This is a genomic window from Arthrobacter sp. zg-Y895, from assembly GCF_020731025.1.
Taxonomy (GTDB): Bacteria; Actinomycetota; Actinomycetes; order Actinomycetales; family Micrococcaceae; genus Arthrobacter_B.
Map to the genome: position 1 here is coordinate 378,089 of NZ_JAJFZY010000003.1, position 25,826 is coordinate 403,914.

26 protein-coding genes are annotated in these 25,826 nt (G+C 67.0%); 8 read left to right on the forward strand and 18 right to left on the reverse strand.

Features of this window, described 5'->3' with window-relative positions; genetic code table 11:
- Positions 1 to 66: 66 nt before the first annotated feature.
- Positions 67 to 1,125: a glutathione S-transferase family protein gene (locus LJ760_RS03480; RefSeq protein ID WP_227919306.1), complete on the reverse strand. Its 1,059-nt coding sequence runs from the start codon at positions 1,123 to 1,125 to the stop codon at positions 67 to 69.
- A gap of 127 nt (positions 1,126 to 1,252) precedes the next feature.
- Here LJ760_RS03480 and LJ760_RS03485 point away from each other — a divergent pair, with 127 nt between their 5' ends.
- Positions 1,253 to 2,299 carry an NAD-dependent epimerase/dehydratase family protein gene (locus tag LJ760_RS03485; protein WP_227919309.1) on the forward strand — a complete coding sequence of 349 codons (1,047 nt, stop codon included), beginning with the start codon at positions 1,253 to 1,255 and terminating at the stop codon, positions 2,297 to 2,299.
- 7 nt (positions 2,300 to 2,306) lie between these two features.
- On the opposite strand, the gene LJ760_RS03490 is transcribed toward LJ760_RS03485, so the two are convergent.
- Positions 2,307 to 3,284: an NAD(P)/FAD-dependent oxidoreductase gene (locus tag LJ760_RS03490; RefSeq protein ID WP_227919311.1), complete on the reverse strand. Its 978-nt coding sequence runs from the start codon at positions 3,282 to 3,284 to the stop codon at positions 2,307 to 2,309.
- Between the two features lie 66 nt (positions 3,285 to 3,350).
- Between LJ760_RS03490 and LJ760_RS03495 the strand changes: the two genes are divergently transcribed.
- Positions 3,351 to 4,733, forward strand: coding sequence for an APC family permease (locus LJ760_RS03495; protein ID WP_227919313.1), 1,383 nt, complete (start codon positions 3,351 to 3,353; stop codon positions 4,731 to 4,733).
- A gap of 115 nt (positions 4,734 to 4,848) precedes the next feature.
- On the opposite strand, the gene LJ760_RS03500 is transcribed toward LJ760_RS03495, so the two are convergent.
- From LJ760_RS03500 to LJ760_RS03535, 8 genes are all read right to left on the reverse strand, one after another.
- Positions 4,849 to 5,958, reverse strand: a complete 1,110-nt coding sequence (locus LJ760_RS03500) for a YihY/virulence factor BrkB family protein (protein WP_227919314.1) — start codon at positions 5,956 to 5,958, stop codon at positions 4,849 to 4,851.
- A gap of 61 nt (positions 5,959 to 6,019) precedes the next feature.
- Entirely contained in the window at positions 6,020 to 6,331 is a 312-nt protein-coding gene (locus tag LJ760_RS03505) for a PRC-barrel domain-containing protein (protein WP_227919315.1), read from the reverse strand.
- Positions 6,332 to 6,440: 109 nt separating this feature from the next.
- Entirely contained in the window at positions 6,441 to 7,676 is a 1,236-nt protein-coding gene (locus tag LJ760_RS03510) for a mechanosensitive ion channel family protein (RefSeq protein ID WP_227919316.1), read from the reverse strand.
- 144 nt (positions 7,677 to 7,820) lie between these two features.
- Positions 7,821 to 8,870 (reverse strand): iron-siderophore ABC transporter substrate-binding protein, encoded by a 1,050-nt coding sequence (locus tag LJ760_RS03515; protein ID WP_227919317.1) that lies wholly within the window; start codon positions 8,868 to 8,870, stop codon positions 7,821 to 7,823.
- Positions 8,871 to 9,028: 158 nt separating this feature from the next.
- Positions 9,029 to 10,273 (reverse strand): NAD(P)/FAD-dependent oxidoreductase, encoded by a 1,245-nt coding sequence (locus LJ760_RS03520; RefSeq protein WP_227919319.1) that lies wholly within the window; start codon positions 10,271 to 10,273, stop codon positions 9,029 to 9,031.
- Positions 10,270 to 10,614, reverse strand: a complete 345-nt coding sequence (locus LJ760_RS03525) for a bifunctional 3-phenylpropionate/cinnamic acid dioxygenase ferredoxin subunit (RefSeq protein WP_227919321.1) — start codon at positions 10,612 to 10,614, stop codon at positions 10,270 to 10,272. The genes LJ760_RS03520 and LJ760_RS03525 overlap by 4 nt, the downstream gene beginning before the upstream one ends.
- A gap of 53 nt (positions 10,615 to 10,667) precedes the next feature.
- On the reverse strand, positions 10,668 to 11,168 hold the full coding sequence (locus LJ760_RS03530) for a MarR family winged helix-turn-helix transcriptional regulator (RefSeq protein ID WP_227919323.1): 501 nt from the start codon (positions 11,166 to 11,168) through the stop codon (positions 10,668 to 10,670).
- A gap of 108 nt (positions 11,169 to 11,276) precedes the next feature.
- On the reverse strand, positions 11,277 to 11,906 hold the full coding sequence (locus tag LJ760_RS03535) for a TIGR03085 family metal-binding protein (protein WP_227919324.1): 630 nt from the start codon (positions 11,904 to 11,906) through the stop codon (positions 11,277 to 11,279).
- Positions 11,907 to 12,106: 200 nt separating this feature from the next.
- On the opposite strand from LJ760_RS03535, the gene LJ760_RS03540 reads away from it, so the two are divergent.
- The gene (locus tag LJ760_RS03540) at positions 12,107 to 14,080 is read left to right on the forward strand and encodes an acyl-CoA dehydrogenase family protein (RefSeq protein WP_227919325.1); all 1,974 of its coding nucleotides are present in this window, start codon (positions 12,107 to 12,109) and stop codon (positions 14,078 to 14,080) included.
- A 3-nt stretch (positions 14,081 to 14,083) separates the two neighbouring features.
- On the opposite strand, the gene LJ760_RS03545 is transcribed toward LJ760_RS03540, so the two are convergent.
- Positions 14,084 to 14,695: a TetR/AcrR family transcriptional regulator gene (locus tag LJ760_RS03545; RefSeq protein ID WP_227919328.1), complete on the reverse strand. Its 612-nt coding sequence runs from the start codon at positions 14,693 to 14,695 to the stop codon at positions 14,084 to 14,086.
- Between the two features lie 120 nt (positions 14,696 to 14,815).
- Here LJ760_RS03545 and LJ760_RS03550 point away from each other — a divergent pair, with 120 nt between their 5' ends.
- Genes LJ760_RS03550 through LJ760_RS03560 form a run of 3 tightly spaced genes read left to right on the forward strand, consistent with a single transcriptional unit; the run spans position 14,816 to position 18,004 of the window.
- Positions 14,816 to 15,604, forward strand: coding sequence for an SDR family oxidoreductase (locus LJ760_RS03550; RefSeq protein ID WP_227919331.1), 789 nt, complete (start codon positions 14,816 to 14,818; stop codon positions 15,602 to 15,604).
- A gap of 31 nt (positions 15,605 to 15,635) precedes the next feature.
- On the forward strand, positions 15,636 to 16,901 hold the full coding sequence (locus LJ760_RS03555; protein ID WP_227919333.1) for an acyl-CoA dehydrogenase family protein: 1,266 nt from the start codon (positions 15,636 to 15,638) through the stop codon (positions 16,899 to 16,901).
- A 5-nt stretch (positions 16,902 to 16,906) separates the two neighbouring features.
- Positions 16,907 to 18,004 (forward strand): phosphotransferase family protein, encoded by a 1,098-nt coding sequence (locus LJ760_RS03560; RefSeq protein ID WP_227919336.1) that lies wholly within the window; start codon positions 16,907 to 16,909, stop codon positions 18,002 to 18,004.
- 32 nt (positions 18,005 to 18,036) lie between these two features.
- Here the strand turns inward: LJ760_RS03560 and LJ760_RS03565 are convergent, their stop codons facing one another.
- Entirely contained in the window at positions 18,037 to 19,074 is a 1,038-nt protein-coding gene (locus tag LJ760_RS03565) for an NAD(P)-dependent alcohol dehydrogenase (RefSeq protein ID WP_227919338.1), read from the reverse strand.
- Positions 19,075 to 19,198: 124 nt separating this feature from the next.
- On the opposite strand from LJ760_RS03565, the gene LJ760_RS03570 reads away from it, so the two are divergent.
- Entirely contained in the window at positions 19,199 to 19,705 is a 507-nt protein-coding gene (locus tag LJ760_RS03570) for a hypothetical protein (protein ID WP_227919340.1), read from the forward strand.
- Here LJ760_RS03570 and LJ760_RS03575 read toward each other — a convergent pair.
- From LJ760_RS03575 to LJ760_RS03580, 3 genes are read right to left on the reverse strand one after another with little or no spacing between them, the layout of a single operon-like run.
- Positions 19,699 to 20,133, reverse strand: a complete 435-nt coding sequence (locus tag LJ760_RS03575) for a DUF5956 family protein (protein WP_227919343.1) — start codon at positions 20,131 to 20,133, stop codon at positions 19,699 to 19,701. The genes LJ760_RS03570 and LJ760_RS03575 overlap by 7 nt on opposite strands.
- A gap of 23 nt (positions 20,134 to 20,156) precedes the next feature.
- Positions 20,157 to 20,258, reverse strand: a complete 102-nt coding sequence (locus LJ760_RS17555; protein ID WP_442860366.1) for an MFS transporter small subunit — start codon at positions 20,256 to 20,258, stop codon at positions 20,157 to 20,159.
- Positions 20,258 to 21,664 (reverse strand): OFA family MFS transporter, encoded by a 1,407-nt coding sequence (locus LJ760_RS03580; RefSeq protein ID WP_227919345.1) that lies wholly within the window; start codon positions 21,662 to 21,664, stop codon positions 20,258 to 20,260. Before LJ760_RS03580 ends, LJ760_RS17555 begins: the two co-directional genes overlap by 1 nt.
- A 323-nt stretch (positions 21,665 to 21,987) precedes the next feature.
- Here LJ760_RS03580 and LJ760_RS03585 point away from each other — a divergent pair, with 323 nt between their 5' ends.
- Positions 21,988 to 23,583, forward strand: a complete 1,596-nt coding sequence (locus LJ760_RS03585; protein WP_227919347.1) for a hypothetical protein — start codon at positions 21,988 to 21,990, stop codon at positions 23,581 to 23,583.
- Between the two features lie 132 nt (positions 23,584 to 23,715).
- On the opposite strand, the gene LJ760_RS03590 is transcribed toward LJ760_RS03585, so the two are convergent.
- The 3 genes from LJ760_RS03590 to LJ760_RS03600 all read right to left on the reverse strand — a co-directional run bounded on the left by LJ760_RS03590 (position 23,716) and on the right by LJ760_RS03600 (position 25,826).
- Positions 23,716 to 24,471 carry an IclR family transcriptional regulator gene (locus tag LJ760_RS03590; protein WP_227919349.1) on the reverse strand — a complete coding sequence of 252 codons (756 nt, stop codon included), beginning with the start codon at positions 24,469 to 24,471 and terminating at the stop codon, positions 23,716 to 23,718.
- A gap of 80 nt (positions 24,472 to 24,551) precedes the next feature.
- Positions 24,552 to 25,181 carry a dihydrofolate reductase family protein gene (locus LJ760_RS03595; RefSeq protein ID WP_227919351.1) on the reverse strand — a complete coding sequence of 210 codons (630 nt, stop codon included), beginning with the start codon at positions 25,179 to 25,181 and terminating at the stop codon, positions 24,552 to 24,554.
- A 96-nt stretch (positions 25,182 to 25,277) separates the two neighbouring features.
- Positions 25,278 to 25,826 carry an acyl-CoA thioesterase gene (locus LJ760_RS03600; protein ID WP_227919354.1) on the reverse strand — a complete coding sequence of 183 codons (549 nt, stop codon included), beginning with the start codon at positions 25,824 to 25,826 and terminating at the stop codon, positions 25,278 to 25,280.

Below are 25,826 nucleotides of genomic sequence, written 5' to 3' on the forward strand. Positions count from 1 at the left end.
AAGGCTAGCCTATGGTTACTGCCTTTAAGAAACGTTTATGTTGCGTATTAGGACGCCTGCCGCTGGTTAGTTGTCGGCGCCGTGTCCGGGGGCAACCCGTTCCGATTTCCGCACCGGTCCGGGTGGGGTTCCGTCGCCGAAGGGCCGGCCTCCCAGCTCCTCGCGGCCGTGCTCCGAAAGCCAGTTGGACAGGTCCGGACCTTTGGGCACAATCCCGGTGGGGTTAATGTCCTCGTGGACGATGTAGTAGTGCGCCTTGATCTGCTCGAAGTCCACGGTGTCCCCGAAGCCGGGTGTCTGGAACAGGTCCCGCGCGTACCCCCACAGGGCGGGCATCTCGGTCAGCTTGTTCCGGTTGCATTTGAAGTGCCCGTGATAGACGGGATCGAAGCGCACCAGGGTGGTGAACAGCCGGACGTCCGCCTCGGTGATGGTGTCCCCCACCAGGTAGCGCTGCGTCGAAAGCCGGTCCTCCAGCCAGTCCATCGCAGCCCACAGACGGTCATAGGCCGCGTTGTAGGCCTCCTGCGAGCCGGCGAATCCACACCGGTACACCCCGTTGTTCACCTCGGTGAAGATCCGTTTATTGACCTGTTCCATTTCCGCCAGATGCTCGGCCGGCAGCAGGTCCGGAGCACCCTCGCGGTGGAACTCCTTCCACTCGGTGGAGAAGTCCAGGGTGATCTGCGGGAAGTTGTTGGTCACCACGGCACCGGTGGGAACGTCCACGATCGCCGGGACGGTAATCCCGCGCTGATAGCCGGGGACGCGGCGGAAGAAGGCCTCCTGCAGCCGTTCAATGCCCAGCACCGGGTCCCGTCCGTCCGGATCCAGGTCGAAGGTCCAGCTGCGGGCGTCATGGGTGGGCCCGGGCAGGCCCAGCGAGATGGCATCCTCCAGGCCCAGCAGCCGCCGGACAATGATGGTCCGGTTGGCCCACGGGCAGGCGCGGGCTGCGACCAGCCGGTAGCGTCCGGCCTCCACCGGGTAGCCGTCCCGGCCATCTCGGGTGATTCGGGTTTCGATGTAGTTCGTGTCCCGCGTGTATTCGGTGCCGCCGGTGACATAGGCGCCTTTGGTGCTATGCGCGGAGCTGTCCGCCGGGGCTGATCCCTGTGATGTCATGCCCAACAGACTAACGCGTTGCGCCCGGCCGCGGGGGCCTGCCGCTGCCTTCGGGGCTGCCGGAAAACGGGCGCGGCGGTAGAGTCGAATCCAACGCCGGCAGCAGTTCAACGGAAGGAACTGGACCATGCGAGTAGCGGTTATCGGAGCAACCGGAAACGTTGGAACGGCGATCCTGCGCCGGCTTGCCGACGCCCGCAGCGAACGCGGCGATCTGGAGGTGGTGGGGATTGCCCGCCGGATTCCGGATACCTCGCTGCCTCCGTACAACGACGTCGAGTGGCACAGCATCGACGTCGGCGACACCGCCAACGTGGACAAGTTGGCCGAGGCGCTCCGCGGGTCCGATGCGGTCATCCACCTTGCCTGGCTGATCCAGCCCAACCGCGACGAAGCCGAGCTGCACCGGGTCAACGTCAAGGGTACGGAAAATGCGCTGGCCGCGGCGGCCGCCGCGGGGGTCCGGCAGTTTGTCTGCGCCTCCTCTGTGGGTGCATACAGCCCGGCTCCGAAGGACCGGCTGACGGATGAATCCTGGCCGGCGCGCGGCATCGCCAGTTCGCACTACAGCAGGCACAAGGGCGAGCAGGAAGCGCTCCTGGACCGGTTCGAACTGGAGTACCCGGAGATCGCCGTGGCCCGGCTGCGGCAGGGGCTGGTCTTCTCCTCCGACGCCGGAAGCGAGATCGGCGTCTACTTTGTGGGCCGGGTGATCCCCAAGTTCATCCTCAACAAGCTCCGCTTGCCGTTGATCCCCCTGCCCAGCGAGTTTGTTTTCCAGGCGGTCCACGCCGATGACATGGCCGACGCCTACTGGCGCGTGGTGGACCAGCGCGCGGAGGGTGCCTTCAACATTGCCGCCGATCCGGTCATCACGCCCGAGCTCCTGGCCGGGGTGCTGGGCGCCAAGCGGGTCCTGAACGTGCCGGTGAAGCTGGTGCGCGCCGTCGTCGGCCTGACCTGGGCGGCGCACCTGCAGGCCTCGGATCCGGGCTGGATCGACTTGGCCGCCGGTGTGCCGGTAATGGACACCGCCCGGGCGCGCGAAGAGCTGGGCTGGCAGCCGCGGCGCACCTCGCTGGAATCCCTGCAGTTCGTGCTGGACGGGATGAGCGCCGGCGACGGCGTGGCCGGCTCTCCGCTGCTGGCACCCCGCAGCCGGGTGCGCCGCTAGCCGGCACCTAGACCGCTTCGCGCAGGTCCGCTGTTTCCACCATGCCTGCTGCCGGGCGTGCGGCGGCGACCGCCAGCCCGAGATCCTCTTCGAGCAGCTTGGCGTTGACCACCACTGCCAGCCGGTACGCGTCGCCGGCGGCGGCGACCACCTGGGCGGACGGATCGGTGGCATTGCCCACGGCCCAGATCCGCTCCTGGCTGGTGCGTCCCATTTCGTCGGTGACAATGCAGCCGTCGTCGTCCACGTCCAGATGCTCGGTCAGCCCGGTGTCCATCTCGGCGTCGGGCTCCAGGAACAGCGCTTCGCAGGGAACGGTTTGCCCGTCGGCCAGCACCAGGGCCGCCAAGGCATCGTTCTCGACGCTCAGCTCCGCCACAGTGCCCTCCACCACCCGGATCCCCATGGCGGCAAGGCCGGACGCGTCCTCTTCACTGAGGGAAATGTCCTCGTGCAGCACCAGCACCACATGCTCCGAGAAACTGCGGACCAGCTGGGCCTGCTGGATGGAGGTTTCCCCGGTTCCCAGCACAGCCAGCTTTTTGTCGATTGTTTCGTAGCCGTGGCAGTAGGGGCACTGCAGCACGTCGCGGCCCCAGCGGGAGCGGAGGCCCTCGATGTCCGGCAGAACGTCCCGCAGCCCGGTGGCAAGGATCAGCTGCCGGCCGCGGAACTCGCCGCCCTCGCCGGTCCTGACCGTACCGGAGGGTTCCACAGCGGCCACCGTGGCCTCCGCCAGTTCCACTCCGTAGCCGCGGACCTCGGTGCGGGCGAGCTCAAGCAGTTCGGCCGGCGGCATGCCGTCACGTGTGGGAAAACCATGCACATGGCCGGCAGGAGCGTTGCGCGGGGACCCGGCGTCGAGCACCGCCACCCGGCGGCGAGCCCGCCCCAGGACCAGCGCAGCGGTGAGGCCGGCTATGCCGCCGCCCACGATCACCACGTCGTACTCGGGAACAGGAGGGGAAGATTCAGGACTGGTCATAGCTACTTTTTACAGGATCCGGCGGAAATCATCAGCATTCTTAGTATGTTGTCTAGACTTTTCCGCATGGAAGAAACCACGCAGGAAAAGCCTGCCTCCAAACTCAAGCAGGGCATCACCGGCCCCATGCTGTATCTGTTCATTCTCGGCGACGTACTTGGTGCGGGTATCTACGCCCTGGTGGGCGAGGTTTCGGGCCAAGTGGGCGGTGCCATCTGGGTGCCGCTGCTGGTTGCCCTGGTGCTTGCGCTGCTGACCGCCGCCTCCTACGCCGAGCTGGTGACGAAGTACCCGAAGGCCGGCGGTGCCGCGGTGTTCGCCCAGCGTGCCTTCAAGGTGCCGGCCATTTCGTTCCTGGTCGGTTTCGCCATGCTCGCCGCCGGCGTGACCAGTGCGGCCGGACTGGCGCTGGCGTTCACCGGTGACTACCTGAGTCCGTTCCTGGACGTCCCCCCGGTCCCCGCGGCCATCGTGTTCCTGTTGCTGGTGGCGCTGCTGAACGCCCGCGGCATTACGGAATCGGTGCGCAGCAACGTGGTTATGACCATTATTGAGCTCTCCGGGCTGGTCCTGGTGATCGTGCTGGTGGGCCTCATGCTGGGTAAGGGTGAAGGCTTCACGGAGCAGATCACCCAGTTCCCGGTAGGCGTGAATCCGGGCACGGCGGTCCTCGCCGCGTCCGTAATTGCCTACTACTCCTTCGTGGGCTTCGAAGTTTCCGCCAACATCGCCGAGGAAGTCCGCGATGTCCGCCGGGTCTATCCGAAGGCCATCTTCGGGGCAATGCTCACCGCAGGATTCGTCTACGTCCTGATCGGGCTGGCGGCATCCATTGCCCTGCCCACTGAGGACCTCGCCGGGTCCTCGGGGCCGCTGCTCGACGTCGTCAGCGCCACCGGGTTCGGCATTCCGGACTGGCTCTTCAGCCTGGTGGCCCTGGTCGCCGTGGCCAACGGTGCGCTGCTGACCATGATTATGTCCTCGCGGCTGACCTACGGCATGTCGGAACAGGGCCTGCTTCCCGCCGTGTTCGGCCGGGTGCTGCCTCGCCGGAAAACCCCGTGGGTGGCCATCATCGCCACCACCGCCGTCGCCATGATCCTGACCATGACCGGAGGACTGGCCTCGCTGGCCGAGACCGTGGTCCTCCTGCTGCTCTTCGTCTTCCTGAGCACCAACCTCGCAGTGATTGTGCTGCGCAAGGACAAGGTGGAGGAGAAGCACTTCAAGGCTCCGATTGTGGTGCCGTACCTCGCTATCGCCTCCTGCCTGCTGCTCCTGACCCAGCAGGACGGCACCGTCTGGCTGCGGGCCGGCGCGCTGATGGCCATCGGGCTCCTGCTGTTCGGAGCCCGGTTCCTGGCCAAGGGCAAGAACCTCGGTGCCAAGACCCGCCGCGGTGCGGGCAAGCCGAAGGAAAGCAGTACCGAAACCACACGGGAGCGGTAGGCGCTGCACTCTCGTTCCGGGAATCCCGGCAGCCGCGCCCCGCACGCAAAAACCGCCCCGGACCAGCTGGTCCGGGGCGGTTTTGGGTTTGCGCGGCTTTGCAGTGCGCTAGCGGTTACTCGTGCAGATCGTCGTCATAGTCCTTGCCGGCATGCTGCTGGCGCAGCTTCCGGCCCTCGGCGATGTCCTTCTCTTCCTGTTCCTGCCGCTTCTCCGTCTGGCGGGTGTCACGCGGGGGAAGCTGCACGGATTCCTCGGCCTGGATGCCTGCCTGCAGTTCGCGGCCGCGCTCCACCTCGGCGTCGAACTCCGCACCGAAGAGCAGGGACACATTGGCCAGCCAGATCCACAGCAGCAGGACAATGACGCCGCCGATGGCGCCGTAGGTGGCGTTGTAGTTGCCGAAGTTGGCGACGTAGAAGCTGAAGCCAAGGGTCACGATCGCCAGGATCACGAGGGCGATCAGTGAGCCCATGCTCATCCAGCGGAACGTGGGCTGCTTGACGTTCGGGGTGGTGTAGTAGAGGACTGCGATGATCAGCACCGCGAAGATCACCATGATTGGCCACTTGGCGATATTCCAGATGGTTACCGCTTCACTGCCCAGACCGATGACATTGCCGATCGCTTCGGCGATCGGGCCTGAAATCACCAGCATCAGCATCAGTGCGGCAGCCATCAGGACCAGCACCAGGGTCACGAGCAGCTGCGTGGGAAGCAGCTTCCAGGCGGGCCGGCCTTCCTCAACTTCGTAAATGCGGTTCAGGGAACGGCCAAACGCCTTCACGAAGCCGGAGGCTGACCACAGGGCGCCCAGGATACCGACGATCAACGCGAGCCCTGCGGTGGAGGAGGAGGTCAGCTGCTCGATGGGCCCTTCAATGACCTTGACCGCGTCCGCGGGGGCAAACTGCCGCACCAGGTCCAGCAGTGCGTTGGTGGTGCTTTCCGCCTGGCCCACCAAACCCAGGATGGACACCAGCGCCAGCAGGGCCGGGAAGATCGCCAGGACGGTGTAGTAGGTCAGGGCCGCGGCCAGATCGGTGCACTGGTCCTTGGAAAACTCGCGGACGGTCTTCTTGAGGATGTATTTCCAGCTGGGCTTGGATACCTCGGTGGGTTTATCGGGCTTGCTGGCATCGTCCGGACTGGGTGCGGTCTCGGCTTTGCTGTTCGTTTCCTGCGCCACTGCGGCCTCCTGCTGGGATGGATGTTCTGCCCCCATGCTATTAGTAAGCGTTCTTACCAACAAAGAGATACCGCTGATGCACCCGGATCCGCGGAAGTCAGCGGAGCCGGTAATAGTCCATCAGGACGGCCTCTTCGCCGGGGCTTAGCGGGTTCTCCGGATTGGCCCCGGGTGAGTGCGCCACCTGGTCCCTGGAGTAGTTCACGAAGATGTCCTGCCCGTCGCGGCGGGCACCGGTCAGCGGAACATAATGGTTCTCGGTTTCGAACAGGCCCAGGTCAACCGTGATCCAGACAGGCTCTGCGGTGGCGCGGTCCAGGTGCACTTCACCCACCAGCCCCAGCCGCTCGCCGTCGTTCGCCCAGACGCTGGAGCCCTGGATTTCGTGCAGCGTAAATGCATCCGCCATGTCTCGTCCCTTCGCCGGCCCGGCCGAACTGGCCGGGTTCTTATTGCCGCCCGACGCAGGGCCTGCTGTCAACACCTGTGCGCGTGCCGTCCGGCGGGGAACGGGGAAGTCAGCGCGGCTCGCCGTCGACGGCGTTTTCCTCCCGTTCGGCGAAGACCTCTTCACCGGGGCCGGAGAAGTTCACCCGGCGTTCCACGGCATCGATGCTTCCAGTGAAGAACTGCGAGTCGCTGGTGTCCTCGTTGCGGGGCGCCGATGCGGCACGCGGGCCGCTGTGCACCATGCTGCCGGCGGGGCGGACCTCTTCCCAGCGCTGGCGCGGCAGGGCATCCGGATGCCATTCCTGGAGATAGGCGACCATGCTTTCGCGGATAAGGCAGCGCAGGTCGAACAGGGTGCCGCTGTCCACGGCGCTGACGAGGATGCGGATCCGCACCAGGCCCTTCACGGCGTCCGTCACCTGCAGCACGCCGGTGCGCTGGTCCCACAGGTCGGTGTCCGCGAGGATTTCCTTCAGCAGGGTGCGCAGGTCCCCCACCGGCACACGCCAGTCCAGGTCCAGTTCCACCGTGCCCAGGATGTCCGACTGGCGGCGGGTCCAGTTCTGGAACGGCGTGGTGGTGAAGTAGGTGGAGGGCAGGATCAGGCGCCGGTCGTCCCAGATGTGGAGCACCACGTAGGTCATGGTGATTTCCTCGATGGTGCCCCATTCGCCTTCCACCACAACGACGTCGTCCACCCGGATCGCGTCAGTGAAGGCCAGCTGCATCCCGGCAAACACGTTGGTCAGCGTCCCCTGCACGGCGAGGCCCGCCACAATGGACAGCACGCCGGCGGAGGCGAGGATACCGGCACCGAGTGCGCGGACCTCGGGGATGGTCAGCAGCACGCAGGCAACGGCAATGGTGATCAGCACGGCTATGCCCACCCTCCTGCCCAGGATCACCTGGGTTTTCAGGCGCCGCAGCCGGCGGTTGTCCCGGGTGTCCGTGCTGTACTTCGTGAGGATCATGGCCTCGATCACCAGCAGCAGGACCACGCCCAGCCACGCCACGGCGCCGATCAGTCCCAGCACCAGCACGTAGTCCACCGCCGGCAGCCACGAGGCACCGGCAGCGGTGGCTCCGAGGGCAATCCGCGCGCCGATCAGCGAGAGTCCCAGCCGCAGCGGGTTCCGGGCCTTGACGGAGATCTCCCGGATGCCCGGCGTCTTGCGGAATGCCCGGTGGACCACTTCCCGCAGGATCCGGGCCACGATCAGGGCCACACCCACTGCTGCCAGCACGGCAAAGAGCGGTTTAAAGCTGACAGCAAGCGAGAGCAGGTCTTCCATACCTTCGATCATTGCAAACAGCCGTGGGTGGCTGTCCAATCAGGTCTCGCGGCGGGACCGTGCGGAGCCTGCCCGCCGGGCGGTTAAAACAGCGGACACCCCGGAGGATTCCGGGGTGTCCGCTGCGCCTTCCGGAGAAGGCGGAGGTAACGGGTCCTACTTCGCGTCGTCGGCTGCCGTTGCGGCGTCGGCGATCATCGGCACCACGTTGTCCAGGGCGTAGGGGATGCTGAGCACGTTGATGGCCGAGGTGGAGAAGACGCGCGTCGGATCGGCGTCGGCCACGAGGCCGCCGTTCTTCACAGCGGGGATCTGCCCCAGCAGCGGATCGGAGGCAATGCTGTCGGCAACCTCTTCGCTGGCCACCCAGCTGACAAAGATGTCGGAATCCAGCTGGTTGAGGTTTTCATCCGACCAGGGGATGTAGAACTCGTCGCCCTTGGTGTTTTCCGCTACCACCGGCGCCATGGTGAGGCCCAGGGATTCCATGAACTTGGGCCGGTTGTCCAGGGCGGTGTAGACGGAGTTCTCCGCGCCCGGGGCGAGGTTGCCGTAGATGAAGGACTTGCCCTCGAGCTGCGGGTATTCGTCCGCCTTCTCGGTGATGGCCTGCTCGGTGTCCGCCACCAGCTGCTCGGCTTCGTCGCTTTTGCCGAGGGCTTCGCCGATCATGGTGGCGGTGTCCTGCCAGGAGGTGCCCCACGCGGTTTCGGGGTAGGCGACCACGGGAGCGATCTTGCTCAGCTTGTCGTAGTCCTCCTGGGACAATCCGGAGTACGCGGCGAGGATGACGTCGGGGTCGGTGGCGGCGACGTCGTCGAAGGCAATGCCGTCAGCCTCGGAGTACTGCACCGGAGCGTTTTCCGATCCGATGGATGCGTCGAGGTCTTCGAGTGCCTCGTCAATCCAGGGGGTGGTGCCCTGGTCATTGCCGCCGAATTCGATCAGCGGCATCCCCACGGGAACCACGTCCAGTGCCAGCGCGGTTTCTGCGTTGGCCCAGGCCACGGCGGCTACCCGTTCGGGAACCCCTTCGATGGTGGTCTCACCGAAGGCATGCTTGATGGTCACGGGAAACTGGTCTTCCGCCGCTGCAGCGCTGCCGGAGGATTCGTTTTCCCCCGCGGCACCGGTGGAGCAGGCGGAAAGGGACAGAACGGCGACGGCGGCCGCAGCGGCGACGCGGCGCATCCGGGACAGGGCCATGTTGGGCTCCTTGGATCACTAAACGAACGGAACGGACCCAGCGGTCGCGGATCCAAAAGTAAGGTTAGCCTAGGTTTTCCCTAATTACGCAACGCTAACCTTTCGTAATCCATCCGGGGGTCCGGAAATGCCTCCGGACCCCGCGTCCGCCGCCTGTTTCAGGCCTTCCCGCGGGCCAGCCGGCGCAGGTCGACAGCCGGGTCCTGCAGCTGCGCCGGGTCGAGGATCCGGCCGGACTCAATGAGCTTCCGGGCTGCCCGGACAGCGGTTCCGCCGTCGACGGCGGCCGCTCCCGCCAGCGCTCCGTCCCGGCCCAGCCGGAACACCATAAATCCGGAGCCGGGCTCGCCGCGGAGCACGGTCTGCCCCGGGACGGCCATGCTGCCGGCCACTTCCAGGTGCACGCCGTAGCGGTCGGACCAGAACCAGTCCGCCGTGCCAGCCGGAGGTTCGGCGCCGAGCATTCCGGCAGCGGCCGCTTCGCCGGTACGGCGGGCCGCATCCCAGTGTTCAAACCGGCGGCCGGGCACGCCGTCGGGGCCGATGCTGCGGGAGGAATCACCGGCGGCGAAAATGCGCGGATGGGAGGTTCGGCCGGATGCATCCACCAGCAGGCCGCCGTCCACGGCGAGTCCTGCGGCTTCGGCGAGCGCCGTTTCGGGCTCGCTGCCCGCGGCGACCAGGACGGCGGTGCCGGACAGCCTGCCGCCGTCCGCCAGTTCCACCCGCAGGACGTTCCCGTCCGAGGTGATCGCTGCCGCCGTGCCCCGCACATGCTCCGTCCCGTGCGCAGCGTGGAGGTGATGCAGATAGCCGGCCATGGCGGGGCCCACGGCCTGCGCGAACGGCAGTTCGGCGGGATCCACCAAAGTGACGCCGGCTCCCAGTGCGCGGGCCGTTCCCGCCACCTCGGCACCGATCAGTCCCGCGCCGAGGATCACCAAGTGGGCGCCGGCAGCCAGGTGCCCCTGCAGTGCCAGGGCATCGTCGGCGCCGCGCAGGGTGAAGACTCCGGGCAGGTCCATGCCGGGCAGCGGCAGCCGGCGGGCCCGGGCGCCGGTGGCGAGCAGGACGACGTCGGCGGCGAGGTCCCTGCCCGAGGCCAGCGTGAGGACGGACGCCTCGGTGCCGTTCCCGGCGTCGAGCTTGTCCACGGTGTCGGCGAGCACCGTAATGCCGTTGTCGTCGTACCACTGTTCCGGGGCAAGCTGCAGGCGGAGCCGGTCCAGGGTTCCGGCGAGGAACGCCTTACTCAGCGGCGGCCTGTCATAAGGCAGCCCGGCCGGGTCCACCAGGAAGAGGGTGCCGGCGAAGCCGCGCCGCCGGAGCTCACGGACGGCGCTGAAGCCGGCGATTCCGCCGCCCACCACAGCGATGGACGCGGGGGCTGCAAGGGACGTCAAACGTTGAGGGGGCTCTCGTTCGGGTAGAGCCACACGGCTCCGTCGCGCACGTCGACGCGGTGTGCCTTGGTGCTGATGAGGGCCGGCAGGCACAAGGCTTCACCGGTGCGGAGGCAGAACCGCGCGGAGTGGACGGGGCATTCCACCTCGTCCCCTTCGATCCACCCGTCGGCAAGGGAGGCATCCTCGTGCGTGCAGGTGTCATTGAGCGCATAGAAGCGTCCGTTGTCGCTGTGGAAAACGGCAATATCATCCGAGGTGCCCGCAGTTTCGGCGTCCACCGTCAGGGCTTCACCCTCGTCTATCTCGTCAACATCGGCAACGCGGATACCCTCGCTCATGCCCTTCCTTCCCCGGCACCAGGCCAATAACGTGCTGCTCTTAGGTCAACACGTTACCCCGGCAGCGGAGGCTCGGAGGCCGCCGCCAGCGGGGAGCCGTTCTGCTCCACCCCGGCCAGGGGCGGTGCAGGCCGCTGCTGCTTGCCGCGCTCGAGGCCGCGGATAAGCGTGATCAACTCCGATCGCAGCTCCGGACCGATTCCGGCCGTGGAATTGTCCTGCTCCAGGTTTTCGGCGTCGGCCAGCAGCTTCTGCCCGCGCTCGGAGATGGCCATCCATCGTCCGGAGCGGCCGACGGTCTCGGCCGACACCTCTTCCACGAGACCTTGCGCGGCCATGCTCACCAGCGCCGTACCCAGGGTCTGCGCGGTGACGCGCAGGCGTCTGGCCAGCTCCGCGCGCCGCATGGGCCCCTCCGCCAGGAGCACCCGCAGCACTGTCACGCGCTCCTGGGTCAGCCCCACGGCACGGAGCTTGTTATCTACTTCTCGTCTTACCAGTCTTGCAGCCGTTGAGAGCAGCCGCACGGGTTCCCAGTCCCCCTCGTTCTGCATCTTCCTGCTTCCCTGATACGTCATTGGTAGGCGGTTCTGCTCCGCTGAAACAATCAGTGTGCTTACTATTTCAACGGCAATGAGGGGGTACTTGTCAAGCGGGTGAAGTTAGCGGGCGGCCCACTGGCGGAATGCCCGGACCGTGTCACCCCCGCCTTCGATGCTCACATTGGCCGCCGCACGCCTTCCCATGGCGTGCAGGGCGAGATCCACCACGTCTCCGGAAATCAGCACCGACGGGGTGCCGCCCTTGACCCGGCGCCGGCCGGAACCGGGCACTGCCAGTTCCACGCCCACCGGGCTGCCGCGGTAGCCCATCCGGGCCATGAGGCCCAGCTGCTTCCACAGGGCCTGCTGCTGACCCGCGGGAAGCTCCCGCGGCGCTGCCATTGATTCCCCGCGGCGGATGTCCTCGTGGTGGACGACGTATTCCACCAGGTTCGCCGCGTCCAGCCGGAACGGGGAAAAACGGGCCGGACCGGCGGCAAACCGGTCCACCAATGCGGCATAGCCTTCGGGGGTGCCGGCAGCGGCGGCCTCGGCACCCAGCTGCTTCTCCTGCCCCGGCTTGGTCCGTTGCACCGCATCGGCGGCAATCCTCCAGGGCGCGTGCTCCCGCAGCACCAGATGGGCCAGCAGCCGGCGCACATCCCATCCCTCACACAGCGTCGGCGCCAGCGGATCCGCCTCCCGCAGCGTCCGGACCAATTCCGCGCGTTCCGTCTCCACCCATGCCATGTCGATCTCCTTCACGTTGAACCCCGCCGGTTTTCTCCCTTTTCCGGGAGCTTCCCTCCGGCTTTACGGCCTGCGGCCAACATTAGCCACCGCACCCCCTTTACCCCTACCTACTGACGCGTAGCATGGTCCCCACAGTGGGCTGCGAGGCCGGACACGGTGCCGGATTTACGGTGCAGCCATGACGGAGGAGAAATCCCATGAGCACCACTGATGTTTCCCAAGACGCCGGCCGCAACCGAAGTGCCCGCAGAATCAAAGAGCGCGTGGTCACCGAACAGGATGCCCGCAACGCCACCGAAGCAGCACGCGATACCGGGGAATCCCGCCCGAGCTTCGCCAAGGGGATCTACCTCGGCAATTACAACCTGGATCTGGTCGGTTCCCTGCCGCCGGCGGACCTCGACGAGGAGGCCCGCGCCCAACTGTTCCTGGAAGCCTTGACCGAGTACTGCCGGACCATGGACGGACTGGCAATTGAACGCACCGGGGTGATTCCGGACGAGAACCTGCGCGGACTTGCGGACCTGGGGGTGTTCGGCATCAAGATCCCCCAGCACTACGGCGGGCTCGGACTGTCCCTGCTGAACTACGGACGCGCCCTGATGCTCCTGGGCAGCGTGCACCCCAGCCTGGGGGCACTGGTCTCGGCCCATCAGTCCATCGGCGTGCCGGAGCCGGTGAAGGTCTTCGGGAACGACGCACAGAAGGAGGAGTACCTGCCGCGCTGCGCCGCCGGGGCAGTGACCGCCTTCCTGCTCACCGAGCCCGACGTCGGATCGGACCCGGCGCGGCTGCGCACCACCGCCATCCCCTCCGAAGACGGCAGCGAATACGTGATTGACGGCGTCAAGCTGTGGACCACCAACGGCGTGATTGCCGAACTGGTGGTGGTGATGGCCGCCGTTCCGCCGCACGGCGGTTCCAAGGGCGGCATCAGCGCGTTCGTGGTGGAAATGTCCTCCCCCGGCATCACGGTGGAGAACCGCAACAACTTCATGGGCCTGCGCGGCATCGAGAACGGGGTCACCCGCTTCACCAACGTCCGCGTTCCGGCGGCCAACCGGCTGGGCCGCGAAGGCCAGGGCCTGAAGATTGCCCTGACCACGCTGAACACCGGCCGCCTCTCCATTCCGGCCATGTGCGCGGCCTCCGGGAAATGGTCGCTGAAGATTGCCCGCGGCTGGTCCGGTGCCAGGGAACAGTGGGGCCGGCCGATCGGCCGGCACGAGGCCGTGGCCAAGAAACTCGCCTACATTGCGGCTACCAGCTTCGCACTGGAGGCGGTCTTCGAACTCTCCGCCCAGCTCGCCGACGCCGGCACCAAGGACATCCGCATCGAGGCGGCCCTGGCGAAGCTCTGGGCCAGTGAAATGGCCTACAACGTTGCCGACGAGCTGGTGCAGGTGCGCGGTGGACGCGGTTTCGAGACCGCAGATTCCCTCGCCGCCCGCGGCGAGCGCGCGGTCCCGGCCGAACAGCAGCTGCGGGACCTGCGTATCAACCGGGTATTCGAGGGTTCCACCGAAATCATGCACCTGTTCATTGCGCGGGAAGCCGTGGACGCGCACCTGTCCGCGGCCGGGGACCTGGCGGTGGCGGACGCCCCGGTGGGCGCCAAGGCACGGGCTGCACTGAAGGCCAGCGGTTTTTACGGCAAGTGGCTGCCGACGCTCGCTGCGGGCAAGGGCAACGTCCCCACGTCCTACGCCGAGTTCGGCCTGCTGGCCCGGCACCTGCGCTACGCCGAGCGGGCCTCCCGCCGGCTGGCCCGGTCCACCTTCCTCGGCATGGCCCGCTGGCAGGCGGGGCTGGAACACCACCAGGTCTTCCTGGGCCGGATTGTGGACATCGGCGCGGAAATCTTTGCGATCTCGGCCTCGTGCGTCCGCGCCCTGAACATCCGGCGCGAGGATCCGGCGGAGGGTGCAAGCGCGTTCGAGCTCGCGGACGCCTTCAGCCGGCAGTCCCGGGTGCGGATCGAGTCCCTGTTCGACGGCCTGTGGCACAACTCCGACGAGTCGGACCGGAAGCTGTCCAAGGGAGTCCTGGACGGACGCTACACCTGGCAGGAGGAAGGTGTGCTGGATGCGTCCGAGGGGACGGGCCCGTGGATCTCGGAGACGGCCCGCGGCGACGAACCGAAGGAGAACCTGCACCGCCGGTACCGGTGAGCCTTACGTCGCGCCCACCGCACCGCGGCAGATCTGCACATAGCGCACCGCTAGTTCCTCCGGGCTGAGCGGACCTCCGGCGCGGTACCACTGGGACACTCCGGTGCACATGGTGGTGACCGCCCGGCTGGCGTCCTTGGGATAGCCGGTGGCGAAGCGGCCGCTGCTGACCGCTGCTGACACCACGTCATCCAGGAGTTTCTGCTGCCGGTCCCGGGCCGCGATGTGCCCGGCCCGGGCCGCACCCTCCAGGCTGCGGATCTCGCTGGCCGCGATGAACGCGTGTTCCCAGCGGTAGGCGTGCACCAGGACAAGGCACTCGATCAGCAGGGCAAAGCGGTCCTCGACGTCCTCCCCCGCCTCGGCGAGGGCAGCGGTGCTCCGGACGTAGAGATCCGCCATCGCGGATTCGGCTATCCCCACCAGCAGCGCCTGTTTGGACGGATAGTGGTGGTAGAGCCCGGGCACGGACAAGCCGGCCCGGGTGGCCACGGTGCGGATGCTGGTCCCGTGGTAGCCGTGCTCCACAAAGCAGTCCAGCGCGTTGCGCAGCAGCGGCGGCAGGGCGGGCACGGAGAAGTCCCGCCAGTCGGGCTGCGTACGGACTGCGGTCATGGCGTCCCCTCGTTGGTCGAATACCCGGTTGTGATCCTTGACACTTTACGGGGCCTGCACCAGACTAACCGTACCGAGCGGTCGCTCGGTAGTGGTTGGAGACGGAAGTTGGCGGAGCACATGACCGAACCGGAGCAGCCTGCAGGCGGGCGACGCCTCGAGGGCAAAACAGCCATTGTCACCGGAGCCAGCCGCGGTATCGGGCTGGCGATCGCACACCGCCTGGCCGCCGAAGGGGCGAAGGTCTGCATCACTGCCCGCAACATCGGACCGTTGAAGGAAGCCGCCGCCGAGTTCCCGGAAGGCACGGTGCTGGCGATAGCCGGCAAATCCGATGACCCGGACCACCGCACCGAGGTGCTGGACACCGTGGCCGAGACCTGGGGCCGGCTGGACATCCTCGTCAACAACGCCGGCGTGAACCCGGTGTACGGGCCCCTGAGCAAGCTGGACCCGGAGGCCGCCCGCCGGATCCTGGACGTCAACGTGCTGGGCACCCTCGCCTGGGTTTCCGCCGTCTGCGCGCACGAGGCACTGGATTTCCTCGGCCGCGGCGGATCGGTGCTGAACCTCTCCTCGGTCTCGGCGCAGACCCCGGCCGCCGGCATCGGCTTCTACGGCATCAGCAAGGCCGCCGTGGAACAGCTCACCCGCACCCTCGCCGTCGAGCTGGCCCCCACGGTGCGCGTGAACGCGCTGGCGCCCGCCGTCGTCAAGACCCAGTTTGCGCGCGCCCTGTATGAGGGCCGCGAAGAAAAAGTCAGCTCCACCTACCCGCTGAAGCGGCTCGGCACCCCGGAGGACGTAGCCGGTGCGGCCGCCTTCCTGGCTTCCGACGACGCCGCCTGGATCACCGGGCAGATCATCAACCTCGACGGCGGCCTGCTCGTGGCCGGCGGCTCGGCCTGACCGCTCCCACCGCATCCCCTAAGGACCCCTCATGAGCACTGTTTCCCTGCCTCCGGAAATCGAAGACCTCCGCCTGCGCACCCGCGAGTTCATCCGCGGCACGGTGATGCCCGCAGAACCGCGGCCGGGCGCCGTCGTTCCGGAGGCGCTGCTGGAGGAACTGCGCGCCGCCGCGAAGGCCGCCGGCGTCTTCGCCCCGCACGCACCGCGCGAATACGGCGGGCAGGGGGTGCCGCTCGAGTACTGGTCCCCCGTCTTCCAGGAGGCCGGCTATTCGCTGATCGGCCCCTCGGCGCTGAACTGCATGGCCCCGGATGAGGGGAACATGCACATGCTGCACCTGATCGGCAGCGAGGAACAGAAGCGCCGCTACCTCGCCCCGCTGGTCTCCGGCGAGGCCCGATCCTGCTTCGGCATGACCGAGCCGCACCCGGGTGCCGGATCGGACCCCGCCGCCCTGCGCAGCAGCGCCGCGAAGGTGGACGGCGGCTGGCTGATCAACGGGCACAAGCGCTTCACCAGCGGAGCCAACAACGCCACCTTCTGCATTGCCATGGTGCGCACCGACGCGGTGGACGGCGCGCCCGCCGGGGCCACCATGCTCCTGGTGGACATGGATGCCCCCGGGGTGCGGATCGGCGAGCAGCTGCACACCATGGACCGGGCGATCGGGGGCGGGCATCCGCACGTGCACTTCGAGGACGTGTTTGTGCCGGACGCCGCCGTGCTCGGCGCACCCGGGGAAGGCTTCCGGTACGCGCAGGTCCGGCTTGGTCCGGCCCGGCTGACCCACTGCATGCGCTGGCTCGGCCTGGCCCGGCGGTCCCTGGACATCGCGTTGGACCGCACCAACCGGCGGGAGATCTTCGGATCGGTGATGAACGAACTCGGCCTGGCCCAGGAAATGATCGCGCAGTCCGTCATCGATATTGAAACTTCCGACGCCATCATCACCAAGACCGCTGCCCTGCTGGAAACCGATGCCAAGGCCGGTTCCGCCCTGTCCTCGGTGGCCAAGGCCCACACCTCGGAGGCGGTGTACCGGGTGATCGACCGGAGCCTGCAGCTGTGCGGAGGCGACGGCGTCACCGACCGGCTGCCGCTGGCCTCCTACCTCAACGAGGTCCGCGCCTTCCGCATCTATGACGGCTCCAACGAAACGCATAAGTGGGCCATTGCCCGCCGCGCTTCCGCCGGCCGCCGCCGGGAAACGGAGCGCGGCGCTCCGGATCTTGCCGATGTGTCCCGCCCGGCGTCCGCGGACGACGCCGGAACCCCCGCCGAAGCGAAAGCCTGAACCCCATGCACACCACTGCCGACGGCACCGAAGTTGTAGCCACCCGTTCCCAGGCCGAGGCCTTGGCCTCCCCTCCGCTGCTGATCCTGGATGAGGTGACCGCGTTCTTCGACGCGCACGGACTGGGTTCGGGGCCGCTGTCCTGGGCGCAGATCGGGGACGGGCAGTCCAACATCACCTACCGGATCCGGCGCGGAAACGATGACTTTGTGCTGCGCCGCGGCCCGCGCCCGCCGCTGCCCCGCTCCACCCATGACATGGTCCGCGAAGCCCGGATCCAGCAGCTGCTGCGCGTGCAGGGTGTGCCGGTGCCGGAAATCCTGGCCCTCTGCGAAGACGAGTCGGTGCTCGGAGTGCCGTTCTACGTGATGGGCTTCCTCGACGGACTGGTCATCACCAACACCATCCCGACCGCACTGTCCGCAATGGAGGACCGCCGGGCAACCAGCGCCGCCGTCGTCGACGCCTTGGTCCGCATCCATTCCGTGGATGTCAGCAGCGGGGACCTGGCCTCCTTCGGCAAGCCGGAGGGGTACCTGCAGCGGCAGGTGGCCCGGTTCTCCGGGTTGTGGGAGGTCAACACCATGCGCAATCTTCCCGAGGTGGGCAGGATCGGCAGCTGGCTGGCGGACAACGTGCCGGACAGCCAGGCCGCCTCGGTGCTGCACGGGGATTACCGGCCCGGGAACCTGATGTTCGCCCCGCAGTCCCCCGCCAGAGTGATTGCCGTCCTGGACTGGGAAATGTCCGCCATCGGCGATCCATTGGCCGATCTTGGCTACCTCACCGCCACCTATTCCGAGCCGGGCAGCGTCGCTACGCCCCTGGAGCTCACCGGAGTGACCCGCAACCCGGGCTATTACACCCGGGAGGATGTCATTGAGGCCTACCGGCAGCGGATGGACCTGGATCTGGAAGCGCTGCCCTGGTACCAGACCCTGGCCCTGTGGAAGGCATCGATCTTCTGCGAGGCCATCTATACCCGCTGGCTCAAGGGCGAGCGCCCCAACGACCGGATATTCGCCCCGTCGCTGGAGGCCGGGGTGCCGCAGCTGCTGCGGTCCGCCGCCGGGTTCGCCGGGCTGGCACCGGCACCGCTGTAACTTCCGGCAGGGCTGTAGCTTCCGCGCCGGAGTTACGGCACGACGACGGCGCGGCCGATCAGCTGGTTGTTCTTCAGCTTCTCGTAGGCCGCCGGGGCCTCGTCCAGGCTGAAGACCTCGGTATGCACGTTGATGCCTTCGCCCCGGGCCAGGTCCAGCACCTCGAACAGCTCCGACCGCGAACCCCAGTACGGGGCACGGATGGAGGTTTCCCAGGCGGCTGTGGCAGCCAGGCCCACCGACACGGTGCCCGACCCGACCCCCACCAGCACCTGGTCGCCCTGCGATCCCACCATCGCCTGGCCCAGGTCCAGGGTGGCCTGGTTGGTCACGAAGTCAAAGACAGCGTCCACTCCCCTGCCGCCAGTCAGGTCCCGGACCAGGTCCGCTGCGCCCGGCTCGGACGGGAAGGTGTAGTGCGCGCCGACGTCGGTGGCGAGGTTCAGTTTCGCCTCGTCGATGTCCAGCGCCACCACGGTGGCTGCGGTCATGGCGCGCAGGATCTGCACGGCCACGTGCCCCAGCCCGCCCACTCCGATGACGACGGCGGTGGCACCGGAGGGCAGCTTCTCCAGGGAGCCTTTGATCGCGTGGTACGGCGTGAGCCCGGCGTCGGTCAGGGACACATTCTGCACCGGATCCAGGTCCCCGAGGGGAAGCAGATGGCGGGGGCTGTCCACAATCAGGTATTCGGCCATGGCCCCGGGTGCGCCGAGTCCGGGCGGGACAATGCCGAACTTCGCGGCGTTGCGGCAGTAGTTCTCCCGGCCGCTGGAGCACTCGTAGCAAATCCCGCAGCCCCACGGCCCGTAGACGGCCATGGACGTGCCCTCTTCGATGTACTGCACGCCGTCGCCCACCCGGTCCACCACGCCGGCACCCTCGTGTCCCAGCGTCAGGGGCAGACCGTAGATGTACTCCTCCTCAGGGAGGCTCATGATGAATTCGTCCGAGTGGCAGACCCCGGCGGCGGTGACCTTCAGGCGGACCTGCCCGGGGCCGGGTTCGGGGGTATCAATCTCCACCACTTCGGGCGGCTGGCCAATGGCGCGGTATTGAAGGGCCTTCATGGCATACTCCTGCTCTCCGCACCGACAGTGATCCGCCACGGCGCGATGGATGGATTTTGCACTTCAATCGTTGCACCGCGTTCCCGGTTCCACAGCCCCTCCGGCGGCAGGTACCGTGTGGGCCATGAAGAATCTTCCGCTGTCACTCACGATTGCCGCTGCCGTCGGCGGTTTTACCCTGTCACGGCCGGCCGACTGGTCCCCGGGACTGCGCCGCGCCTATGTTCTTGTACCGGGCGCAGCCGTGGGCACCATCGGCGTCGTAGCCCTCAGCAGGGGCATGCGAAAAGGGAGGGAGCTGGCCGCCGCCGGAACGGTTGACCTTGTCACCCCGTTCACGGTCAGGGCCGGGGGTGATTCCGCAACCGCCCCTTCCTACGTGCGTGCAGCCGGGCCCCGGACGCGGATGCCGGGAATTGCGCTGACGGGTCTGGCTGTGCTGATGGGCTCAGCCGTCAGCGGGATCACGGCACTGAGCCTCGTACTGGATGAGGCTGTCGAAGCGTGGCTGGTCCGACGCGGAGTGGCCCGGCCCCGTCCAGTCATGGCAATGGCAGCGGTGCTCTATTCCCTGGTCATGGACCAGGTGATGGACTCGAAGGACGCCAAGGTTTCGAAGCCCCGTCAGTAGAGCCTCCGCACCGCCTCCGCGATGACCGGATAGGCCCCCGTGACGTAGGCGGGTCCGTCGAAGTGGGGTATGCCTCCCACCTCATCGATCTTTTCGTTCAGCCGCCGCCACAGGGCTTCATCCGAGGTGATCCCTGCAGGCCGGGCCAGGAACCAGACGTATCCGCGCGGGACGGGCGGAATGTCGACCAGCGCCAGATAGTCATTGGTCATTTGGTAGACCCATTCCTCGTCCTCGGGGGCAAACAGCTCCTGGGTGGGCAGGGTTTCATAGAGCGTGCCGGGATGGCGGTAGGTGTGCTGCACCCTCGCCGCCCATCCCATCATGAGGAACCAGCCCGTGAACGGCAGCTGGGTATAGGCGTCCGGCCGCGCTTCCGGCGGCAGGAGCCGAACCTCATTCCAGCTGCCGGCCATATCCTGCCCCATACCCGTGATCCGCGGTGCCTCGGTCAGCCGAAGAGCGCCGCGGCCCGGGTCAGGGTCTGGAACACCCCGTAGGCCAGGGGGACCCCCACCAGCAGCCAGCTCACCGTCAACTTTGCCTTGGTCATCAGCGTTCTCCGTCCTGGGTAGCGGCCTGGGCCGGGGCAGCCGGCTCGGATTTCGCGGGTTCATGGTAGCGGGAAGCAACCGGCGTCACCAGCAGGTTGGCGATGAAGCCAACCACCAGCAGTCCCACCATGGTCAGCAGGGCCGGATAGTACGCCGCTGCCGTCAGCTCCCCCGGGGTGCCTTGGGCGTCCAGGAAGGAGTTGACGATCAGCGGACCGGCAATGCCGGCAGCGGACCAGGCCGTGAGGAGGCGGCCGTGGATGGCACCGACCTGGAAGGTGCCGAAGAGGTCCCGCAGGTAAGCGGGAACCGTGGCAAACCCGCCGCCGTAGAAGGACAGGATCACGAACGCCAGGGCCACGTAGAGGATGGTGGACGTGTCCCCGAAGAAGGACAGCAGGGTGTACAGGACAGCGCCGGCACCGAGGTAGATCATGTAGATGCGCTTGCGGCCGATCAGGTCCGAGGTGGCGGACCAGACAAAGCGCCCGCCCATGTTGCCGATCGAGAGCAGGCCGACGAAACCGCCGGCGACGGCGGCCGTCACCAGCGAGGCGCCGTCGGGCTGGCGGAAGAAGTCCTGGATCATGGGCGCTGCCTGTTCCAGGATGCCGATGCCCGCGGTGACGTTGCAGAAGAGCACAATCCAGACCAGCCAGAACTGTCGGGTCTTGATGGCGTTGGCGGCCGAGACGTGGTTGGTGGTGACCAGGGACTTGGAGGCGACGGTGGAGGGGTCAAAGCCCTCGGGCTTCCAATCCGCCGCCGGCACCCGGATGCTCCAGGCGCCGTAGAGCATGTACACCAGGTAGAGGGCGCCCAGAGTGAGGAACAGCTTGCCCACGGCGTCGCCGCTCGCCACCCAGCCGGGGGTGCCGGATTCAGGGTCAAAGAAGGTCAGCAGGGCCGAGGAGAGCGGGCTGGCGATCAGCGCACCGCCGCCGAAGCCCATGATGGCCATGCCCGTGGCGAGGCCGGGCCGGTCGGGGAACCATTTGATCAGGGTGGAGACCGGGGAAATGTAGCCGATGCCCAGGCCGATACCGCCGATGAAGCCGTACCCCAGGTACAGCAGCCAGAGCTGCCCGGTGAAGATGCCCAAGGCCCCAATGAGGAAGCCGCTCACCCAGAACATGGCCGAAACGAACATGGCCTTGCGGGGTCCGTTCGCATCCACCCAGGTGCCCATCACAGCGGCGGAGAGCCCGAGCATCACGATGGCGATGGAGAAGATGACGCCGATCTGGGTGAGGCTGGCGCCGAAGTATTCCACGAGCGCCGTCTTGTAGACGCTGGTGGCGTAGACCTGTCCGATGCAAAGGTGTACCGCCAGCGCCGCCGGCGGGATCAGCCATCGATTGAATCCGGGCGGGGCGATGGTGCGGTCGCGGTCCAGCCAGCTCATACAGACTCCCTTATTTCACGCCGATCCTGTCTGCACTCAACGATGCCCGGTGTGAGCTGGGTTACGCGGGTTCGACACGCTGGTGACCAATAGCGCACCAAAACATACCGCGCAACCTACTCATCAGTAACTAATTTCGAAAAAGCCTTGCTTTGTTACCCGCGGGTAGCTTAGATGTAACAGACATCACACTGGTCTTGACCGATTACGTCTCAACGTAGCGACGGACCCGGTCACCTTGCATCCGCGGAGGCTGCGCCCATAGGCGTGCTGCTCGCCGCTTAGTCAGTCTCGAATCGTAAGAAGCAGAAGAAGGATATTCAATGACGAGTTCCACGTCCGGGCGCGCTTCCAGCCGCCCACACACACTTTTGACCGTACTTTTGGCGTTGTTCCTGGTCCTCCTCCTCGCCTTCTTCGTCCTCTTTACGGGCAAGGTTGCCAGCGGGGCAACGGAGCTGAGCGACGGCGCGGAACGCGCCTCCACCGGCGCAGGAGACCTGAAGGCCGGCGCCGAGAAGGCGCAGACCGGTGCCAAGGACCTCTCTGCGGGCACCGAAAAGGTTGACGCGGGTGCCAACACCCTGGCCAAGGGCATCGGGTCAGCCAAGGCCGGCGTCACCACCCTGAAGGAAGGCGCCACCACGCTGGATGAAGGAGCCGTCAAGCTCCTCACCGGCGCGGAAGCAGCCAACGAGGGTGCCAACAAGCTTGCTGCCGGTGCCACCAACGCCCGGACGGGTGCAGGCACGCTGGCTGCCGGCGCGAGCAGCGCCTCACAGGGCGCCAGCACGCTGGCCGCAGGCGCAACGACGGCGCGTCAGGGCTCCGACAGGCTGGCCACCGGTGCGAACGAGCTTTACACGAAGATGGAACCGTTGGTCGGAGGCTCGAAGGAACTCGCAGCCGGTGCAGACGCCGCTGTTGCAGGCATTTCCGAGCTGGCCCCGGGCGCGGCTGCGGTTGACGGTGGGGTAGAGAGCATTTATGCGGGCATCAACAGCACCCCCGGCAAGGACGGGAAAACCGCTTACCAGAACATCTCGGCAGACTTCGCCAAGACAGGCAGTTCTTACGGTCCGGAAGGCGTTTCAGCAGGCGCCGCCCAACTCCGCATGCTGGCCCAGGCGCAGGTAATTCCGGGCGCCAGGGAAGGCATACTCGATGCAGCGGACAAGCTGGAGGGTCTCGAACGGCTGGTCGCTGGAATAGACGTCGGCCTCAAAGGCAACGGCACTCCCCAGAACCCTGGCCTCGTCTATGGTGCCGACGCCGTATCCGGTGGCCTGACGGAGCTGAACGGCAAGGCTCCCGCATTGGCTGCAGGCGCCCACTCGGCAGCCGACGGCGTCGCGCAGCTTTACACCGGCGCCGGAACCCTTTCCGCAGGCGCTTCCGAGCTGAACACCGGCCTGAAGACCCTCGAAACCGGCGCCTACACCCTGGCCGAAGGCAACGGCAAGCTCGCCACCGGCGCAGGAACCCTGGCCACCGGCCTGGACACCCTGGAAACCGGCGCTTACACGCTGGCCGACGGCAACTACAAGATCTACGACGGCACCATCAGCCTCTCCGACGGCACCAGCCGCCTGGTCACCGGCACCGAGTCCCTGGACGAGGGCGTTGTGAAGCTCGACGACGGCGGCAAGACGCTGACCGCCGGCACGAGCGACCTGAAGGAAGGCGCCAAGAAGCTGGCCGACGGCAACACCGAACTGGCCGAAGGCAGCAAGACCCTGGCCGACGGCAACGGCAAGATCTCCGAAGGTGCGGACACCATGCGGGCCAGCACCACGGCGCTGACCCCGGGCGAAATCCTCACCTCCCCGAAGATCCTGGCCGTACTCATCCCGCTGCTCCTGCTGCTGGTTCCGATCGGCATGCTGATCGCCGGCACCCGCCGCGGCACCCAGCACTAGGGACCGGGCACTTCACAGCTAGATCACACCGCATCACCTCGCATCACTGAGAAAAGGGCAGGTACCGCAGCCGCGGCACCTGCCCTTTTCCGTGCCCCGGAGGGCTGCCCAAAAAGGCTCTCGGGAAATGTCCTAGCGGTTCAGCTCGGCGGAGATCCGCTCCACGGCTGCGCGCAGCAGCGGCACCGCACGGTCCGCGAAGGCTCCATCCACGCGCGAGACCGGCCCCGAGACGGACACCGCCGACGGTGTGGGCGCGTTGGGGACGGCCATGGCGAAGCAGCGCACCCCGAGCTCCTGTTCCTGCTCGTCCACGGAGTAGCCGCGCTCCCGGATGCCTTCCAGATCAGCCAGGAGCGCATCGACGCTGCCCAGGCTGTGCCCGGTGGGGGTGGGCATTCCCGCCCTGCCCACGATGCTGCGGACCTGTTCATCCGGCAGCTGCGCCAGGATCGCCTTGCCGACGCCGGTGTCATGGGTATGCACCCGGCGGCCGACTTCCGTGAACATCCGCATTGAATGGCGCGAGGGAACCTGGGCCACGTAGACCACCATGTCGGCGTCGAGCACTGCCATGTTGGAGGTCTCGCCCAGATCATCCGCGAGACCCTTGAGCTGCGGCATCGCCAGCGCGCCGAGCTGCAGGTTGGCGCCTTCCCCGAGCCGGATCAGTTTCGGCCCCAGGGCGTAACGCCGGTTGGGCAGCTGCCGCGCATAACCCCGGCCCACGAGGGTGCGCAGCAGCCGGTGGATGGTGGGCAGGGGCAGGGAGGTGGAGGCGGCAAGTTCGCTCAGCGTCACTGCCCCGCCGGCGTCGGCAATCAGCTCCAGCAGTTCAAAGACCCGTTCCACCGACTGCACGCCGGATCCGGCGGCCCGTTCAGCCATGATTGCCCCTCCCCACGAATTGCCCCCACTTTATCGCAGAGCGGAAAACTTCTTCCTTATTTCGGCAGGACTGAACAGCATCAGACGGACATTCCGGGGCCGGCTTCGGATCCCGTTTCGGCCGGCAGCGCCGCGGGGTGCAGCGTCACGCAGATGGCACCGGAGCGGGTGGTCTGCGGCTGGGAGACGCTGTAGGAGGCGGCCTCGCGGATGTCTTCGAAGAGCCGCTTGCCCTGGCCGACCACCACCGGGAAGATCAGCAGCCGGTACGCGTCCACCAGCCCCGCCGCCGCCAGCGCCTGCACCAGCTGATAGCTGCCGTGCACCTGGAGTTCGCCGCTGCGCCGGGACTTCAGCCGTTCCACGCTCGAGACCAGTTCCCCTTCGAGCAGAAACGTGTTGTGCCAGGGCACCGGCGGCATTGTGGCGGAGACCAGATACTTCGGCAGGCGGTTCAATGCTGTGGCAATGAAGTCGCCGGGTTGGTTCGCGGCCTCCCAATAGGGCTGCATCATGTCGTACGTGTTGCGCCCCAGCAGCAGTGCATCGGCCATGCCGTACCACTCGGAGACAATCTGCTCCAGGTCAGGATCAGCAAGCGGAGTCAGCCACCCGCCGCCGGTGAAACCGCCGGACGGGTCCTCCTCCACGCTGCCCGGAGCCTGCATCACGCCGTTCAACGTCAGGAAAGTGTTGACCGTCAGCTTCACCGAGCACCCCGTTCCTAGGTCCCCCTGCTTCTAGGTTCGGCCCGGCATCCGGGGGTGTCAACGGTCCCCGGCAACGCCCGGGGGCGGGAGCTCCGCTTAGGCCCAGGTGTGCGGAGCGGGGCGGCGGGTGCTCGGCAGCGCGACGGCGGCACGCCACTCGTTGATCCACTCCGGCAGTTCCAGGTCCGACGGCGGGACGGCGCCCACGGCCTCGAAGATCTCCTCGTTGCTCACCGGGCCCTTCTTGGATACCAGGCGGGTGCAGATGACGGCGCTGGCATAGATCTCGCCGTCCGCCACCATGCGCTGCTCGATGTAGATGGCCCGTTCATCAAACCCGATGACCCGGGTTTCAATGCTGTACTGCTGGTGCAGCTGCAGGGATTTACGGAAGCTGATGGTTTCGTTGTTCGCCACCGGGCTCCAGCCGCGCTTTTTCATGATGTCCCAGACGCCGCTGCGGACCAGCAGGTCAAACCGGCCCAGGTCCATCAGCGAGAAGTACATGCCGTTGTTCAGGTGCATCGCAAAGTCGATGTCCGTGACCAGGACCTTCATGGGCACTGAGGAGGTCTCGAAGAAGCCCAGCTTGGGCCGGCGTCGGGCGCGGAACAGGGTCAGGAGGGTGCGCAGAATGAGGTGCAT